Origin of the sequence: Streptomyces sp. 8L (assembly GCF_020176795.1) — a bacterium.
Lineage (GTDB): Bacteria > Actinomycetota > Actinomycetes > Streptomycetales > Streptomycetaceae > Streptomyces.
In genome coordinates this window covers 1-14495 of record NZ_JAIUKE010000163.1, presented here as the reverse complement: position 1 = coordinate 14495, position 14495 = coordinate 1, and the positions used below count along the sequence as shown (strand labels likewise).

Here is a 14495-nt window from a genome sequence, read left to right as displayed (position 1 = left end):
CCCCGCCGGGTGGGTGCTTCCCCGTTCCCCCGTGCTTCCCCCGTGCTCCCGACCCGTTTACGGGATGTGGCTGTCGAGCGGCTTGATGGGAGTGTCGTCGCCGGTGGCGGCCTCGGTTTCCGGGCCGGTGGCCGCGTCCTTCGCGTTCTCACCGGCGGCGTCCTCAGGAGGAGCCGGGATGTGGCTGTCGAGAGTGGTGACTTCCTCGTCCTTCGTCGATTCGCTCATCGTTTCTGACTCCTGTGGACTGGCGCTGGAATGGGTGGCGCTCGCCCGACACCACCCCCGTGCCGTGCCGAACGAGCGCCTCAGACGATTCGTCCTTCCCCCGTGCGACGAATCGCCGTTGCGTTGAGCATGCCAGGAGGCGTTAAACGTTCGATGAACGCCCCCGGTGCGAGCGTGCGCGGCCGGGAAGAGGGCGCCGTGCGGCCGGTGCGGCGCGGTCAGGCGGCGAGCGGGGTGAGCAGCAGCCGCACCTCGGCCGCCTGGTCCGCGCCGATGGCCTCGTACAGGGCCAGGGCCTCGACCCAGCAGGCGCGGGCGCGGCCCGGCTGGGCCAGCGTGTCCAGCGCCTTGCCGAGTTCGGTCAGGATGTTGGCCCGCATCCAGTCGCCGCCGATGAAGCCGGTGGCGAGCGCCTGCTCCGCGAACTGGGCGGCCCGCCCCGGCCTGCGGGTGGCGAGCTGGACCTGCGCGATCCTGAAGTACGTCGTGCCGAGCCAGAGCCGCTGACGGTTCTCCTCGAAGACCTGGACCGCCTGGTTGAACTCCTCCAGCGCCTCGGAGTACCGCTCGGCGTGCGAGAGCGCGATGCCGAGTGCGAAGCGCGCGTTGGCGAGCCGCAGCGTGAGCCCCAGGGCGTCGTAGATCGCCATGCCCGCCTGGACGAGTTCGATCGCCTCGGACGTCTGGCCCATGGCGACCAGCGCGCGCGAGGCGTTGCACAGGGCGCTCGCCTCGCCCGGCCGGTTGCCGTCGGCGCGGAACGACTCGCTGGCCGCCCTGCTGAAGACCTCGCAGTCCGCGTACCGGTCCTGGCAGAAGGCGATGATGCCGCGCTCGTTGGTCAGGTTGGACCTGATCCACGCGTCCTCGTCCGCGGTGTCCAGCGCCATGGCGCGCCCGGCCTCCTCGTCCGCCTCCTCGAAGCGGCCCGCCTTGATGCAGACCTGCGTCAGCGTCGTACGGGCCCGGGCCTCGGCGCGGGCGTCGCCCGCCGCCTCGGCCGCGTCCCGCGCGGCCACCGTGGCCGCCTCGTACGCACGCGAGTTGGCGCCCGACTCCGACAGGTCCTTCGCCGCGAGCAGCAGATCCACCGCCCGCCGCAGCAGGCCGGGGGAGGCCAGTGACTGCTGGACGCTGGCGAGGATCGAGGCGGCTTCCGCGTACAGCCAGTCCAGCGCCTGGGCGCGGGTGGTGAACGACAGGCCCCCGCTGCGGGTCGGCTCCAGGTGGGCGACGGTACGGTCGCCGGGGCGCTCCATGCCGTACACCCGGGACGCCGTCGCGAGGTAGAAGTCGAGCAGGCGCTCCAGCGCCTCGTCGCGCCGGGCCGGCGGCAGTTCGTCGCTCTCGGCGCAGGCACGCGCGTAGAGCCGTACGAGGTCGTGGAAGCGGTAGCGGCCGGGCGCGCCCGATTCGAGCAGCGAGGTGTCGACCAGCGCTTCGAGGAGGTCCTCCGTCTGTTCCGCCGTACGGTCGAGCACGGAGGCCGCGGCGGTCAGCGAGATGTCGGGCCCGTCGGCGAGGCCGAGCAGGCGGAACGCGCGGGCCTGCGCCGGCTCCAGCTGGCCGTAGCCCAGCTCGAACGTCGCCTTCACCGCGAGGTCGCCGGCCTGGAGCTCGTCGAGCCTGCGCCGCTCGTCCGCGAGTTTCGACGCGAGCACGGACACGGTCCAGGTACGCCGTGCGGCCAGCCGGGACGCGGCGATACGGATCGCCAGCGGAAGGAACCCGCAGGCCGCGACGACGTCGAGCGCGGCCTCGCGCTCCGCGCCCACCCGGTCCGCACCGACGATCTTGGTGAAGAGTTCGAGGGCCTCCTCCGGCGACATGACGTCCAGGTCGACCAGGTGCGCCCCGGCCAGGTCCACCATCCGCGTCCGGCCGGTGACCAGCGCCGCGCAGCCGGGGGTGCCGGGCAGCAGGGGGCGTACCTGCGCCGCGTCGCGCGCGTTGTCGAGCAGGACCAGGACGCGCCGCCCGTCGAGCGTCGAGCGGAACAGGGCCGCCCGCTCCTCCAGCGTCCCGGGGATCGACCGGTCGGGGGTGCCCAGCGCCCGCAGGAAGGACCCGAGGACCGTCTCGGGGTCGGCCGCGGCGGCCGAGGAGCCCTGGAGGTCCACGTACAGCTGCCCGTCGGGGAAGTGCGGGCGCGCGGCGTGCGCGATGTGCACCGCGAGGGTCGTCTTGCCGACCCCGCCGATGCCGGCCAGCGCCGACACCGCCATCACCGAACTCTCCGCGAGCGCCAGCCGCTTGCCCAGGTCCGCCACGAATGCCGAGCGTCCGGTGAAGTCCGGGACAGTGGCGGGCAGTTGCGCGGGCCGCGGTGCGGCGACGTCGGGCACCGCGCGCAGCGCGGGGCGGGCCAGCTCCTCGTCCGCGTTGAGAATGGAGTGCTGGAGCTCCGTCAGCTCGGCGCGCGGGTCCACGCCGAGCTCCTCGGCGAGCAGCCTGCGGGTGTCGGTGTAGACGGCGAGTGCCTCGGCCTGCCGGCCCGCGCGGTACAGCGCCAGCATCAGCAGTTCCCGCAGCCGCTCGCGCAGCGGGTACGCGGCGGTCAGCGCGGTCAGTTCGGACACGGCCTCGGCGTGGCAGCCGAGTTCGAGGTCGAGGTCGAGCCGCGTCTCGACGAGGCCGAGCCGCCACTCGGTGAGCCGGGCGCGCTGCGTCTGGGCGAAGGGGCCCGGCAGATGCGCGAGCGGTTCGCCGTCCCAGAGCCCGAGGGACTTCTCCAGCAGCGCCCTCGCGCCCTGGCGGTCGCCCGCCGCGCGGGCCTTCTCGGCCTTCGCCGCGAGGTCGTGCGCGATCTGGAGGTCGAGGGCGCCCGCCGGGGCGCGCATCGCGTAGCCGCCCGACTCGCTGACGAGCGCGCCGGGACCGAGGACCTTGCGCAGCCGGGAGGCGTACGTACGGATGGCGGCGAGCGCACGCGCGGGCGGCTCCTCGCCCCACAACGCGTCGATCAGCTCGGCCGCCGTGGCCGTGCGGCCCTCGCGCAGCAGCAGCGCGGCGAGCATGGCCCGCTGCTGCGGGGAACCGGGCGGCAGGGCCTCGCCGTCGCTCCAGGCCCGGACCGGGCCGAGCACGCTGAAGCGGAGGCGGTGGCTGTCGTCGAGCCCCACCGTTCGCTTCTCCGGAACTCTCTGTTCCGGTACGCGTGGCCCGCTGTCACGGTCCATGGCTCCCCCTCGCCCCCCGCTGGCGGTTTCACTGCTCCGACAGTGTGCCTTGTCCCGGGCGGGCGCGTCAGCCACGGGTGCCTGTCTGCACAATGCCTCGACAGGGCTTCGGCCGCGCTTCCTTGAGCGGAGGCGGGCGAGGGTGGCCGGATCTGGCCCCCGCGGCGCGGCGCGAGGGCCGCTCGGCGCGGTGCGAGGGCTGCCCGGCGCAGTGCGACGCCCCGTCAGCCGGCGGTCAGGCGCGGCGGTCCGGCCCGGCGCGGCGCTCCGGTCCCGGGCCGGTCCTCGGCCGCTCCGCGTCCGTCCGGGGTGCGCCGCCGGGCGCGCGCGGCGGTCGTGACGTAGGGGAGGGGGACCCGGGCAGGGCCAGCAGGGTGAGCCTGTGGACGCGACCGGGCCGGGCTGCGGGCCGACGGGTAGCAGAACCGGTTGACGTGGTGTGAGGGACCTTCCCCCGCCCGGAGGAACAGCCAGGACTACCAAAGGTGAGCTCCATGCCCGTACGCCTCGTACGCCTCGTACGCCGCGCGCGCCCAGTACACCCCGTACATCCCGTATATCCCGTACATCTCGTTCGACCTGTGAACCCCGTACGACCCGTCGCTCCGCGCCGCTCGCGGCGTACCGCCCGGCCCCTCGCGGCCGCCGTCCTGACCGCCGCCGTGCTCGGCGGGCTGTGCGGCTGCGGGAGCGGCGACGGGGCCGCACCGGACCGGGCGGGCGCGGCGGCGGCCGTGGGGCCGACGGAGGATCAGGCCGACAAGCGGCCCGCCGCCCCGGCCGCGGCGCCCGAGGGAGCCGCCGCGAGGCTGCGGGGCGCGCCGGGCCCGCTGGAGGCCGCCGGTTCCCTGGTGCGGCGCCAACTGCCGGGACTCGGCCCCAGCACGCTCGCCGCCGTCCCGGCGAACGCCCGTCAGGTCGTGGTGGTGACGGGCGAGGACGCCGACTCGCCGAGGTCCCGCCTCGTCGCGTACCAGCAGACGGAGGCGGGCTGGGTCACGGACGGCCACTGGCGGGCCCGCAACGCCCTCGAAGGCTGGACGCGGGAGCACTACGACGACGATCTGCGCTCCCCGGTCGGCGTCTTCGGCCTGACCGACGCGGGCGGCCGTCTCGCCGACCCCGGCACGCGCCTGCCGTATCACCAGTCGCCCGACTTCGCGACGGGGGGCACCGGGTTCGAGGGCGAGTCGCTTGAGCACGCCTTCGACTACGTCGTGGCCATCAACTACAACCGCGTCGCGGGCCGCTCACCGCTGGACAAGGGCCGCCCGTGGGGCGACGCGAGGGGCGGCGGCATCTGGTTCCACGTCGACCACGGCGGGCCCACGCACGGCTGCGTCGCCATGTCGGAGGACCACATCAAGGCCCTGCTCCGCTTCCTCGACCCGGCCCTGCACCCGGTGGTCGTGATGGGCGACGCGGCCTCACTGGCGCGATGACCGGCGCGGTGACCGATGCGGTGACTGGCGCGGTGACCGGCGCGGTCTCAATGGCGCGGTAGCCGGCGCGGCCTGACCGACGCGGCAGCGGGCGGCGCCGTTCGTCCCACGGGCCGGGGCGGACGCGGCGAACCGATCAGGTTCCGGGGCGTATTCGACCGCCGCGACGTACGCTGTGGGCCCCTGTCCTCGTGCGTCGAAGAGGGTGCGGGCGATACGTCCGCACTGAGGAGGCAACCCGCTCATGCACATACCGCGCGCGGCCGGCGAACGGCGAACTCCCCGTCAGCCGGGGCTCCCTGCGACCGCCACGCGGGCCCAGCCCGTGCAGCGGACCCTGACGGCGAGGGGTCCGCTGACGGCGGCACAGGTGGCGGCGCTCCAGGGCGCGGCGGGCAACGCCGCCACCGTCCAGCGCCTCGCCCAGGAGAAGAGCCAGGACCAGCACGGCGCCGGGTGCGGTCAGGGGTGCGGGCACGCACCGGCGGTGCAGCGTTCCGCCGTCACGGACGTCGTCAGCACCCCGGGCAGCGGCTTCGAAGGCCCGATGCGCGCGGAGGCGGAGTCGGTCTACGGCGTCGACCTGTCGCACCTGCGGGTGCACACCGACGCGCAGGCCCGGCAGTCGGCCAGGGACGTGGGGGCCGAGGCGTACACCTCCGGCAACCACATGGTCTTCGACGGCGCCATGACGCGGAAGAAGGTGCTGCACGAGGTGGCGCACACCTTCCAGCAGGCGGCCGGGCCCGTCTCGGGCCACGACCGCGGCGACGGAGTGAGCGTCTCGGACCCGAACTCGCCCGAGGAGCGGCAGGCCGCCGCCATGGAGAACGTCAGCCGGCCCTCGGCCGCGGTCCAGCGGCTGATCTCGTCGGTCGCGGCGCCCGCGGCCGAGGCTCCGGCCGGCGCGGCGGCGGTGCAGCGGATGTTCAGCGGGCGTTCTGTCCGGTCCACCACCGAGCGGGAGAGGCACCAGCGCGGGCCGCGCACCCACGAGCGCAGCCGCGCCGGAGCCGCGCGCAACCGCGACCGGGACGATCCGATGATCCGGGCGATGTCCGCGCCCCTGCCGACCCGCGGGCCGAACAACGAGCGCCTGTGGGACGGCACGCGGCGCCAACTCGGCTGGGTGGAGGGCACGGAGGCGGCGGTCCTGGCGACGACGCACAGCGAGTACAGCGCGTCGCGGAAGGCCAATCGCTACGCGTGCCAGAAGTGCGGCGACATGGTCTACAGCAAGGGCGTGGCACAGAAGGCCAAGAAGGACAACTGGTACGAGATCGACCACATGGAGGGCATCCTCGCCTACGTGCACCGTGCGGTGGACCCCATCGACGACTGGCCCGTACCGGTCGGCGACAACATGTACCGCATGGCCACGGGGATGAGCCTGGCCGCCGCCCAAATGGCGGCGAGCGACACGGCCAACCTCCGTGTCCTGTGCCGCAGGTGCAACGGCGGCAAGCGGGCGTCCAAGAGCGAGAGCCGGCACATGGACCGGCAGCCGACGGCATGGGTCGGAGCGCCCTACTACGGCGACGATCGCCGTTCCGCGTCGCCCGAGCGCGGATACGGCGGCGGTCGCGGGGGCGCGCCCTCGGGTGGCGGCGGCTACGGCGGTGCCAACGTCGTCACGGTCGGGCCCGGCCGGTCGGCGTACGGCGGGGGTTCCTCCGCGTACGGCGGGGGCGGGTACGGCGGCGGATCGTCGTCGTACGGCGGGTGCGGCGGGTACGGCGGTGGATCGTCGTCGTACGACCAGGATCCCGAAATCGTCACCGTGGAGCCGCGCCGCCGGTACTGACCCTCCGCGGGCACGGGACGCGCGGGGGGGGGGGGGCCACCCCCCCCCCCCCCGGCGGCCGCCCCCCCCGCCGCGCCCGCGTCGATGGCCGACGAGCTGACGAAGCTTGCCGGGCTCCGCGGGGTGGCGACATCGCCCCGCCGCGCGTCCACCGGGCCCGCGCTGCCGCCCTGTGCCCGCACATCCCGGCGGAGCCAGGGTCTTCGGACGGGAGCGGAACGCGCTCGGGCCGGAGCGCCGCTGACCGGGGCGCGGGGCCGCAGCCCCGGGCGGTCCGGACGGACTCCGCGCCGCCGGTGATCCACATGTCCCCGGCGGGTGCCGCAGAGAGCGCGTCAGCCGTCTGCGGCGTCCCCGGGCTCCTCGGCCTCCCAGCGCAGCAGGTCGCCCGGCTGGCAGTCGAGCACCTCGCAGAGCGCGGCGAGCGTCGCGAAGCGCACCGCCTTGGCGCGGCCGTTCTTGAGTACCGCCAGGTTGGCGGGGGTGATCCCCACGCGGTCCGCGAGCTCGCCCACGGACATCTTCCGCCTGGCCAGCATCACGTCGATGTCGACGGTGATCGGCATCAGATCACCTCGTCCAACTCGGCCCGCATCATGGTCGCTTCGACGTCACGCGCGACGGCCTGGGCGAGCAGCATCCGCAGCACGAGCACGATGAGCGCCACCCCCAGAATGGCCACGCCGATCCCGCCCATGATGACGGTGACGCCCGGGTCGTCGCGCTGGCCCGGCGCGTTGACGGCTGTGACCGCGAACCACAGGAGGGCCGCCGCGACGATCGCGCCGATCACACCGTCCACGTACCGGAAGGCGGCGTGGGAGAACACGGTTCCGCGTCGCACCATCGTCACCAGCCGCCCTACGCAGACCAGGGCGACCTGGACCGACACCATGCCCAGGATCGTGATCACGCGCAGCGCGGTCAGGGGGAGCGACCCGTCCTCCGGGTCGCTCCCGCTGACCAAGGTCCACACCATCAGCGCCTGTACGCACACGGTGCCGGCGAGCACCACCGCGAGCAGGGCGCGCAGCGCACGCATGGTCAGCTTCCCCATGGCCTCATCCTTCCATCGAATAGCGATGGAAATCTATCGAAATTCGATAGATTGGGCAAGGAGTGGGGCGGGAGGCGGGGCGGCAGAACGCACCCGTGCCGGGCGCACGGCACCGTGCTCGCCGGCTGCCCGGCAGACGGCGTGCGGTCGACTCCCCGCGCCGGCCGTCGGGTCCGTCACTTCCGCGTTGGGTGGTCCTGTACCGCGTAGCCGGGGAGGGAGGGCCAGCGGACGGTGAGGACGACCGATTCCTCTTCCGCGTGCCAGGAGTGGTCGGTGCCGTGGCCCCACACCACGTAGTCGCCCTGGCGGGTCAGCAGTACGGTGCGGTCCGGCAGTTCCACCCGGAAGCGGCCGCTGATGAGGACGAGCAGCGCGGTCCGCTCCTCGCCCGTGATCCATCGCGCGCGCCGGTCCCCGCGTGGGTGCACGCCCCACTTGATCTCGACGTCCTCACTGTGGCGCGGGTCGCCGGGGTCCTTGAAGTGCCCCAGGATCCAGCCCCGGTCGAGAGCGGCGTCCGTGCCCGCGTTGCCGACGTGGACGGAGGGAGCAGAGGAAACGGAGGAAACAGAGGAAACAGAAGAAGGGGATGAGTCGCGGCGGGGCTCGGTTGCGGGTTCAGGCGTCACGGGACAGGACGCTAGTGGATCCGGCCACGGCCCTTCGGGGCGAGTCACCGCCGTCGCCGCAGGTCAGGTCGGTGTGGCTGGACTCACGCCGGCCGCCGGGTGCGAATCCGGCGGGAACCGCGGCGGGCGCGTACGCGTGGAGGGGAAGAGGTCCGACACGCAAGGGGCGAGCGGTGGCCGGACATGACCGTGGAGTGGGGGAGGAGAGAGGGGCACGTGTGGTGACGCGAGGCAGCAGGCGGACGGCGGCGCGGGACACGGGGGACCGTGGGCCCGCGGGTGATGCCGGGGCACCGGGCGGGGCGCCGCGCACACTCACCACGGGCACCCTGGGCCTCTTCCGCGGCCAGTGGCGCGGTCTGTACGGCTTCTCCCTCGGCGTCTCGGTGTTCGCCGCGCTCGTCGGTTTGGCGCTGGTGACCGGCGCGTTCGTTCTCTCCCGGCACTACTTCGCCCTCACCTGGAAGTACGCCCGGATGGACATGTCCGCGGACGACGCCGCCGAGGGCTACTACCCGGATCTCTACACCGGCATCTGGTTGAGGAGCGCCCCCTTCATGGTGGTCCTGGCGTTCCTCGCCGTCTTCGTCCTCGCCCTGATGCTCGTCGCGTACGCCGTGGCCGTCCGCGACGCGGAGCGTGACGGCCCACGGCTGGATCCCCGCGAACTGTGGCGGCGCAGCCGCCCGTACGTCTGGCTCGCCTTCCGCGCGCAGCTGCTGACGACCGCCTGCGCCGGAGTCCTGGCGCTGCTCGCCTGTCTGGTCGCGGCGTTCTTCCGGAACGGCGGCATGCTGGGCATCGAGATACCGCGGCTCGACTACTGGAGCTCTACGCCCTACCGGCTGCTGGGCAACGGCCTGACCTCGCTCGTCTCCGCCGTCGCGCTCTTCGTGTGGCTCCGCCTCAGCCTCGCCACCGCCGCCGCCGTGAACGGCGCGCCCACCGCGCGGGCCGCCGTGCGCCGGTCCTGGTCACTGACGAGCCGCGCGCGCCGGCGGGCGACATCCGTCTGCCTGCTCCTCGCGGCCGTCGTCGTCGCCGCGTACACCGCACTCTCGTACGCGGCGGAGCCCGTCGCCCACCTGGTCGGCCTGGCCATGCTGGGGGTGACAAACAACAACCCCTACGCCGCAGGGGCGTTGATGGCGGTTGTCCCCGCCGCGGTGAGCCTGCTGCTCATGACGGCGCTGGTCGTGCCGCCGGTATGCACAGCACTCGCACTCCTCCACACGGAGCTGCGGCGGGCCGGGGAGAACGGGGCGGAGGCCGTGACGTCCGGCGGGTGAGCGACTCCGGCCCCGACCGTTCAGGTGCCGCCCCGGCTGCTGCGCTTGTTGCGCTCCGCGACCTTCGTACGCAACGCCTCGTAGTCGGGGCATTTCGGCGACCCGCACTCGCACTTCGGCCACCGCAGGGCCCTGCCGGGGACCACGTCCTCCCACGCGTCCTCGGGGCCGGCGGGCTCCTCGGGCTCTTCTCCCGGCTGTTCCGCGCCCTGCTCGGGCACGTCCTCGTCCTTGCGGACGAGAAGGATCCCGTCCGTCCCCATGGTCTCGGTCATCTTCGAGAGGGCGCGGCGCGCCTCGCTCTGTGTCATCACCCTGGTGGCCCTTCGCCAGCGAACAATTACCGTCTGTGTCTCAAGCATCGGCATTCGTCGCTAGGCTCAAAAGGGGGGAGCGGTTGACTTCACGCTCTATCAACGGGAGAGGTGTTCCCATGCCTTACGCGGAGGAACTGGATCCGTCGGATTCCGTACTGTCGTTCTATGTCACCGACTTACGGCGACGGCGGGAGGACGCGGGTATCAGCCAGCGGGACTTCGCGAAGATGGCCCTGATGTCGCCCTCGCTCCTCAACAAGATCGAGGCGGCGAAGCGGCTTCCGACGAAGGAACTGTCCGCGCTGGCCGACGAGAAGTTCGGCACTGGGGAGTACTTCACGCGGCTATGGCACCTGGTGATCAAATACGCGCATCCGAAGTGGTTCCGGCCCTACACGGAGCTGGAGGAAGCGGCGGTCCGGATCCGGTCGTTCCAAGTACAGGTGATGCCCGGTCTGCTGCAGACCGAGGACTATGCGCGTGCGGTGCTCGGCACGCGACGTGACAGCCGCGAGCGGATCGAAGAGATGGTGAGTGGTCGCATCGAGCGGCAGCACATCCTCAAGCGTCCGAATCCACCCGAAATGTGGGTCGTGCTGGATGAGAGCGTGCTTCATCGGAGAACGGGCGACATTGACACGATGCGCGGCCAGTTCGAGCACGTGATCCACATGGCTGAGTCCACTGATCTGGTTCTCCAGGTGATCCCCTACGACGTCGGTATGCATGCGGGCTGCGAAGGCTCCTTCGCATCGCTCACGTTGGACCAGGGCCCGAACGTCGTCTATGTGGACGGGTTCCTCGAAGGACAGCTCCTGGGTGAGAGGGAGCACATCAAAACGGCCGAGCGCGTCTATGACTTGCTGGCGGTCGACGCGCTTTCGATGGGCAGGTCCATGGACCTGATCAAGCGTGCGCTCACGGGATTGCATACGTGATCCACGCGACGAAGTGACACGAGCGGTCGAGGCGTGTGCCGAGAACAACGACGGGAGGGCTTTCGAGGAGGTTGCCGAGCCCGGCCTCGTGCCCGTCCGGGACTCGAAGCGTCCCGGCGGGCCCGTGCTCGCCGTTCCGGCCGCCGCCTGGGCGCGGTTCGTGCGTCAGCTCTGACCGCTCGCGTACCCGGCCCGCTCCCGGGCCGCCGTACGCAGGGCGTCCTCGTCCACGGCGAGTGACGCCAGTACCTGGTGTGCCCGGCCCTCCTGCTCGGCCAGAAGGCCGAGCAGCATGTGCTCCGTGCCGATGCCGTCGCCCGGGTGCTCCTTGTCGTGGCCGCACGACTGCCATTCCCGCAGCGTCAGTTCGAGTGCCTTCTTCGCGTGCGGTGTGTACGCGGGCCTCGGGTACTGGAACGCGCCTTCGCCGAACGTGCCGTCCGCGCGGCGCTTGATCTCGTCCACGTCGATGCCGAGCACGGACAGCGCGTCCCTCGCGTCCTGAGCGCCCGTGCCGAAGACCCCGGCGGCCTCCAGGGTTTGTACGGTCGCGGTCCGCGTGCGGTCCAACCCGGCGCCCGACGCGGTCAGTATCGCGCCGGCCGTGCTGTCGGGCGTGGCGGCCAGGCCGAGCAGCAGGTGCTCGGTGCCCATGAAGTCGTGGCCGAGGACCAGCGCCTCGTCCTGGCCCGCGACGATGGCGCGCTTCGCATGCTCGGTGAAGTACTCGAACATCTCGTTCTCCTGTCTTCCCTCTGGTGCCCAGCGGCTTGTGTTGCCCAGCGGCCTCGGTCGCTGAGGCGGCCACCCGCCGGTGGTCGCCTCGGCGGCATCTGCGGTCTCAGCTTTCTTTGCCCGTGGCCTTGCGGCGGCTCGCGTGCTTCTCGTGCACCGACTGCCTGCTGACGTGCAGAGCGGACGCGATGTCCTGCCACGACCACCCGTTTTCTCGGGCGTTGTCGACGTGAAGGCGTTCGAGCTCGTCCAGCAGGCGTCGCAGCGCGACGACGGCACGCAGGCCCACGTCAGGGTCCGGATGGGTCACCTGACCCGCGAGGTCCGCCGGTGTCGCCGGTGTCTTGTCGGCTTCCATGCCTGTCAGGATTCCCTGACGTCCGGAGAGATGTCAAGGAACCCTGACAGAAGAGCCCTGACGGACGGTGCGCGGATGGTCATGGGTCTGTCCGGGGGTGCGGCCCCCTCAGGCCGGGTGGGCCGGGGAGCGCGCCGCGCGCACACGACGGCCTGCGGAACGGGATTCACTCGATACGGTGTCGATCGAAGTCAAAGGCCAGCTCGCTGCGCTGACGGAAGGGATGCGGCCGTGCGCCCGACCCTCAACCTCTGGCGTCAGCGGCTCGGAGAGGTGCCCGAGTCCGTGTGGCGGCGCACCGATCTCCGTGTTCTGATCCTGGCGGACAACGGCCTCACGACCCTCTCGCCGAAGATCGGGCGGCTGAGCCGCCTGGCCACACTCGACCTCGGACACAACAGCCTCACGAAACTCCCCGACGCCCTGGGCGAGCTGACCGGACTCAGTGACTGCCTCTATCTGCACGACAACAACCTGTCGCGAGTCCCGGAAACACTGGGCGGCCTGACGCGCCTGCGCTACCTCAACGTCGGCGGGAACCCACTCGCCGCCCTGCCGGGGGCCGTCGGACGCATGGCGGAACTCGTCGAGCTGCGAGCCCAGCACAACCGGCTCACCACTCTGCCCGACACCATCGGCCACCTCCACAAGCTGCGCGAGCTCTGGCTGCGGGGCAACAGCCTCAGGGCGTTGCCCTCCACGGCCGTCCACCTGCGTGAACTGCGCCACCTGGAACTGCGCGACAACTCCCTCACCGAACTGCCCGAACCCCTGGCTCTTCTTCCGCGGCTCCGGCAGCTCGATCTCCGCGGCAACCGCATCGGCCGTGTCCCGGACTGGGTCCTCCAGATGTCCGCACTGGAGAAGCTGGACCTCCGTTGGAACCCCTGCACGCTCTCCCGCCGCCTGCTGACGGCGCTGGAGGAGCGTGGATGCGTCGTCCTGCGGTGAGTGGCGGGACCCTGCTTCGATGTCACGAGGCGCCACCTGAGGAGCTTCGCGTGCCCACCGCAACCGCGACAGCGCTACCACCGCAACCGCCGGAGCGCTATGCGTTGCTGCGGAATTCAGGGGTCAAGAGGCCCATTTGCCGACCAAGTTCGACTTTTGCCCTGAAGGGGTTGAGGGGGTGCCAAGTCCGGTTTCACGGCATCTGCCTCCCGCTTTGTCGGGGGCTTGTAACAAGGACCTCGGTAGCTCTGAGTTACATCCATCCGTGTGTTGGACTGACGATTGATCGAGGGTTTCCCGGGCGCGAGTTGCCCTGACACGGTCTGCCCGGCACGGGTACGGCCCTGCGCGTGAGGAGAGAAATGTGAAGTCATGGGGTAAGCGAATGTCCTACGGGCTTGCCGTCGCCGCCGCCGCGGTCGCGATCCCGCTGACGGCCGGCTCCGCCTCGGCCGCTCCGACCTGGCACGACCTTGCCGGCGGTCCCGAGATGTACCCCAACATGGCCGCGTGCCAGGCGGACATCCCCAGGGCGAAGCAGGAGTACCAGGACGCCACCTGTATCAACGTCAATGGGCGAATCTCCCTCTGGGTGCTGTACTGATTCCATCCCCGTGGCGGCCCGAACGCGCCGGGGCTCCGCGTTCAGGCCGTAACTGTCGGTGAGTTCGGGAGCCCCGTAACGCCGGTCTTCAAGATCTGCGGGCACTGCGCGTCCGCAGTACGCGGACTGCGCCACGCGTCGGACGGATGACCTTCGGTCTCCGGCGCATGAGGCCTCCGCCTCCACTGGTTCCTCTGATGGGCGCGCACATCAGGGGCCCGGAACGCGACGCCCGCGCTTGGCCTTCCGGCAGTGGGACTTGACCGCCCGCGCTTGGTCTTCCGGCGGCGCAACTCGGCAGCTCGCGCTTGGCCTTCCGGCAGCGGAACACCGCATGCCGACCCGCCCGGGGCGGCCCGGGGCATGGAGACGGCGCGTCGTCCCCGTTCAGTCGACCTTGTGGACGATCGTGTCGTCGGCGTCGAGCCGCCGTCCGTCCGCGGAACGGACCTCCAGGGCTCGCAGCGGGCGCCCCTGGCGGCGGTCCACCAACTCTGAGTGCGGTTCGTCGGCGCCGAAGAGGGTCTGTTCGCCCCACTGCCGCAGCGCGACGATGACGGGGAACAGTGCTTTCCCCTTCTCCGTCAGCATGTACTCGCGGTAGGCGCTGCCGTCCGACGCGGGGGCGGTGTCGAGGACTCCCGCGGCGGTCAGGTGGCGCAGGCGGGTCGCGAGGATGTTCTTCGCGACGCCGAGGCCGCGCTGGAACTCCCCGAAGCGGCGGCTGCCGTCGAACGCGTCCCGCACGATCAGCAGGGACCACCAGTCGCCGATCGTGTCGACCGATCGCGCGACGGGGCAGTCGCTGTCGTCGAAGCGCGTCCGTTCCACCATGCCGTCTCTCCCTCGTTGTGGTTGCAACATGCTACCAGGGCGGGTTACCGTCACCCATCTGGTAGCAAGATGAAACCGATGGGGGCGCGATGGACGGGCCGCGCGGGGCCGGAGCGGCGTTGGCGGC

Annotated in this window: 16 protein-coding genes; 7 read left to right on the top strand and 9 right to left on the bottom strand. The window is 71.9% G+C overall.

The features are described from left to right. Positions 1–57 precede the first annotated feature (57 nt). Both LCE31_RS15405 and LCE31_RS15400 read right to left on the bottom strand, forming a co-directional pair. A complete protein-coding gene (locus LCE31_RS15405) occupies positions 58–228 on the bottom strand; it encodes a hypothetical protein (protein WP_225014824.1) in 171 nt (56 codons plus the stop codon). Positions 229–446: 218 nt separating this feature from the next. Further along, positions 447–3407, bottom strand: a complete 2961-nt coding sequence (locus LCE31_RS15400; protein WP_225014823.1) for an AfsR/SARP family transcriptional regulator — start codon at positions 3405–3407, stop codon at positions 447–449. A gap of 581 nt (positions 3408–3988) precedes the next feature. On the opposite strand from LCE31_RS15400, the gene LCE31_RS15395 reads away from it, so the two are divergent. Together LCE31_RS15395 and LCE31_RS40435 are read left to right on the top strand one after the other, a co-directional pair. Then, positions 3989–4849, top strand: coding sequence for a L,D-transpeptidase family protein (locus LCE31_RS15395; protein ID WP_225014822.1), 861 nt, complete (start codon positions 3989–3991; stop codon positions 4847–4849). 244 nt (positions 4850–5093) lie between these two features. Then, positions 5094–6653, top strand: a complete 1560-nt coding sequence (locus LCE31_RS40435; RefSeq protein WP_263631878.1) for an eCIS core domain-containing protein — start codon at positions 5094–5096, stop codon at positions 6651–6653. Between the two features lie 335 nt (positions 6654–6988). Here the strand turns inward: LCE31_RS40435 and LCE31_RS15380 are convergent, their stop codons facing one another. The 3 genes from LCE31_RS15380 to LCE31_RS15370 all read right to left on the bottom strand — a co-directional run bounded on the left by LCE31_RS15380 (position 6989) and on the right by LCE31_RS15370 (position 8207). Beyond that, a complete protein-coding gene (locus LCE31_RS15380; protein WP_225014821.1) occupies positions 6989–7219 on the bottom strand; it encodes a helix-turn-helix domain-containing protein in 231 nt (76 codons plus the stop codon). After that, entirely contained in the window at positions 7219–7710 is a 492-nt protein-coding gene (locus LCE31_RS15375) for a DUF2975 domain-containing protein (RefSeq protein WP_225014820.1), read from the bottom strand. The genes LCE31_RS15380 and LCE31_RS15375 overlap by 1 nt, the downstream gene beginning before the upstream one ends. Positions 7711–7886: 176 nt before the next feature. Continuing rightward, positions 7887–8207, bottom strand: a complete 321-nt coding sequence (locus LCE31_RS15370; protein WP_225014825.1) for a signal peptidase I — start codon at positions 8205–8207, stop codon at positions 7887–7889. A 353-nt stretch (positions 8208–8560) separates the two neighbouring features. Between LCE31_RS15370 and LCE31_RS15365 the strand changes: the two genes are divergently transcribed. Beyond that, on the top strand, positions 8561–9631 hold the full coding sequence (locus tag LCE31_RS15365) for a hypothetical protein (protein ID WP_225014819.1): 1071 nt from the start codon (positions 8561–8563) through the stop codon (positions 9629–9631). Positions 9632–9651: 20 nt separating this feature from the next. On the opposite strand, the gene LCE31_RS15360 is transcribed toward LCE31_RS15365, so the two are convergent. Then, positions 9652–9942, bottom strand: coding sequence for a hypothetical protein (locus LCE31_RS15360; RefSeq protein ID WP_225014818.1), 291 nt, complete (start codon positions 9940–9942; stop codon positions 9652–9654). Positions 9943–10064: 122 nt separating this feature from the next. Between LCE31_RS15360 and LCE31_RS15355 the strand changes: the two genes are divergently transcribed. Together LCE31_RS15355 and LCE31_RS15350 are read left to right on the top strand one after the other, a co-directional pair. Continuing rightward, on the top strand, positions 10065–10886 hold the full coding sequence (locus LCE31_RS15355) for a helix-turn-helix domain-containing protein (RefSeq protein ID WP_225014817.1): 822 nt from the start codon (positions 10065–10067) through the stop codon (positions 10884–10886). Then, a complete protein-coding gene (locus LCE31_RS15350; RefSeq protein WP_374118475.1) occupies positions 10861–11061 on the top strand; it encodes a DUF397 domain-containing protein in 201 nt (66 codons plus the stop codon). The genes LCE31_RS15355 and LCE31_RS15350 overlap by 26 nt, the downstream gene beginning before the upstream one ends. On the opposite strand, the gene LCE31_RS40850 is transcribed toward LCE31_RS15350, so the two are convergent. Further along, positions 11052–11621 (bottom strand): Clp protease N-terminal domain-containing protein, encoded by a 570-nt coding sequence (locus LCE31_RS40850; protein WP_308042254.1) that lies wholly within the window; start codon positions 11619–11621, stop codon positions 11052–11054. The genes LCE31_RS15350 and LCE31_RS40850 overlap by 10 nt on opposite strands. A gap of 106 nt (positions 11622–11727) precedes the next feature. Next, the gene (locus LCE31_RS15335; protein ID WP_225014815.1) at positions 11728–11979 is read right to left on the bottom strand and encodes a hypothetical protein; all 252 of its coding nucleotides are present in this window, start codon (positions 11977–11979) and stop codon (positions 11728–11730) included. Between the two features lie 231 nt (positions 11980–12210). On the opposite strand from LCE31_RS15335, the gene LCE31_RS15330 reads away from it, so the two are divergent. Then, positions 12211–12930: a leucine-rich repeat domain-containing protein gene (locus tag LCE31_RS15330; protein ID WP_225014814.1), complete on the top strand. Its 720-nt coding sequence runs from the start codon at positions 12211–12213 to the stop codon at positions 12928–12930. 364 nt (positions 12931–13294) lie between these two features. Beyond that, positions 13295–13534: a hypothetical protein gene (locus tag LCE31_RS15325; protein WP_225014813.1), complete on the top strand. Its 240-nt coding sequence runs from the start codon at positions 13295–13297 to the stop codon at positions 13532–13534. 387 nt (positions 13535–13921) lie between these two features. Here LCE31_RS15325 and LCE31_RS15320 read toward each other — a convergent pair whose 3' ends face one another. Continuing rightward, a complete protein-coding gene (locus tag LCE31_RS15320) occupies positions 13922–14368 on the bottom strand; it encodes a winged helix-turn-helix transcriptional regulator (protein ID WP_225014812.1) in 447 nt (148 codons plus the stop codon). Between the last annotated feature and the right edge of the window lie 127 nt (positions 14369–14495).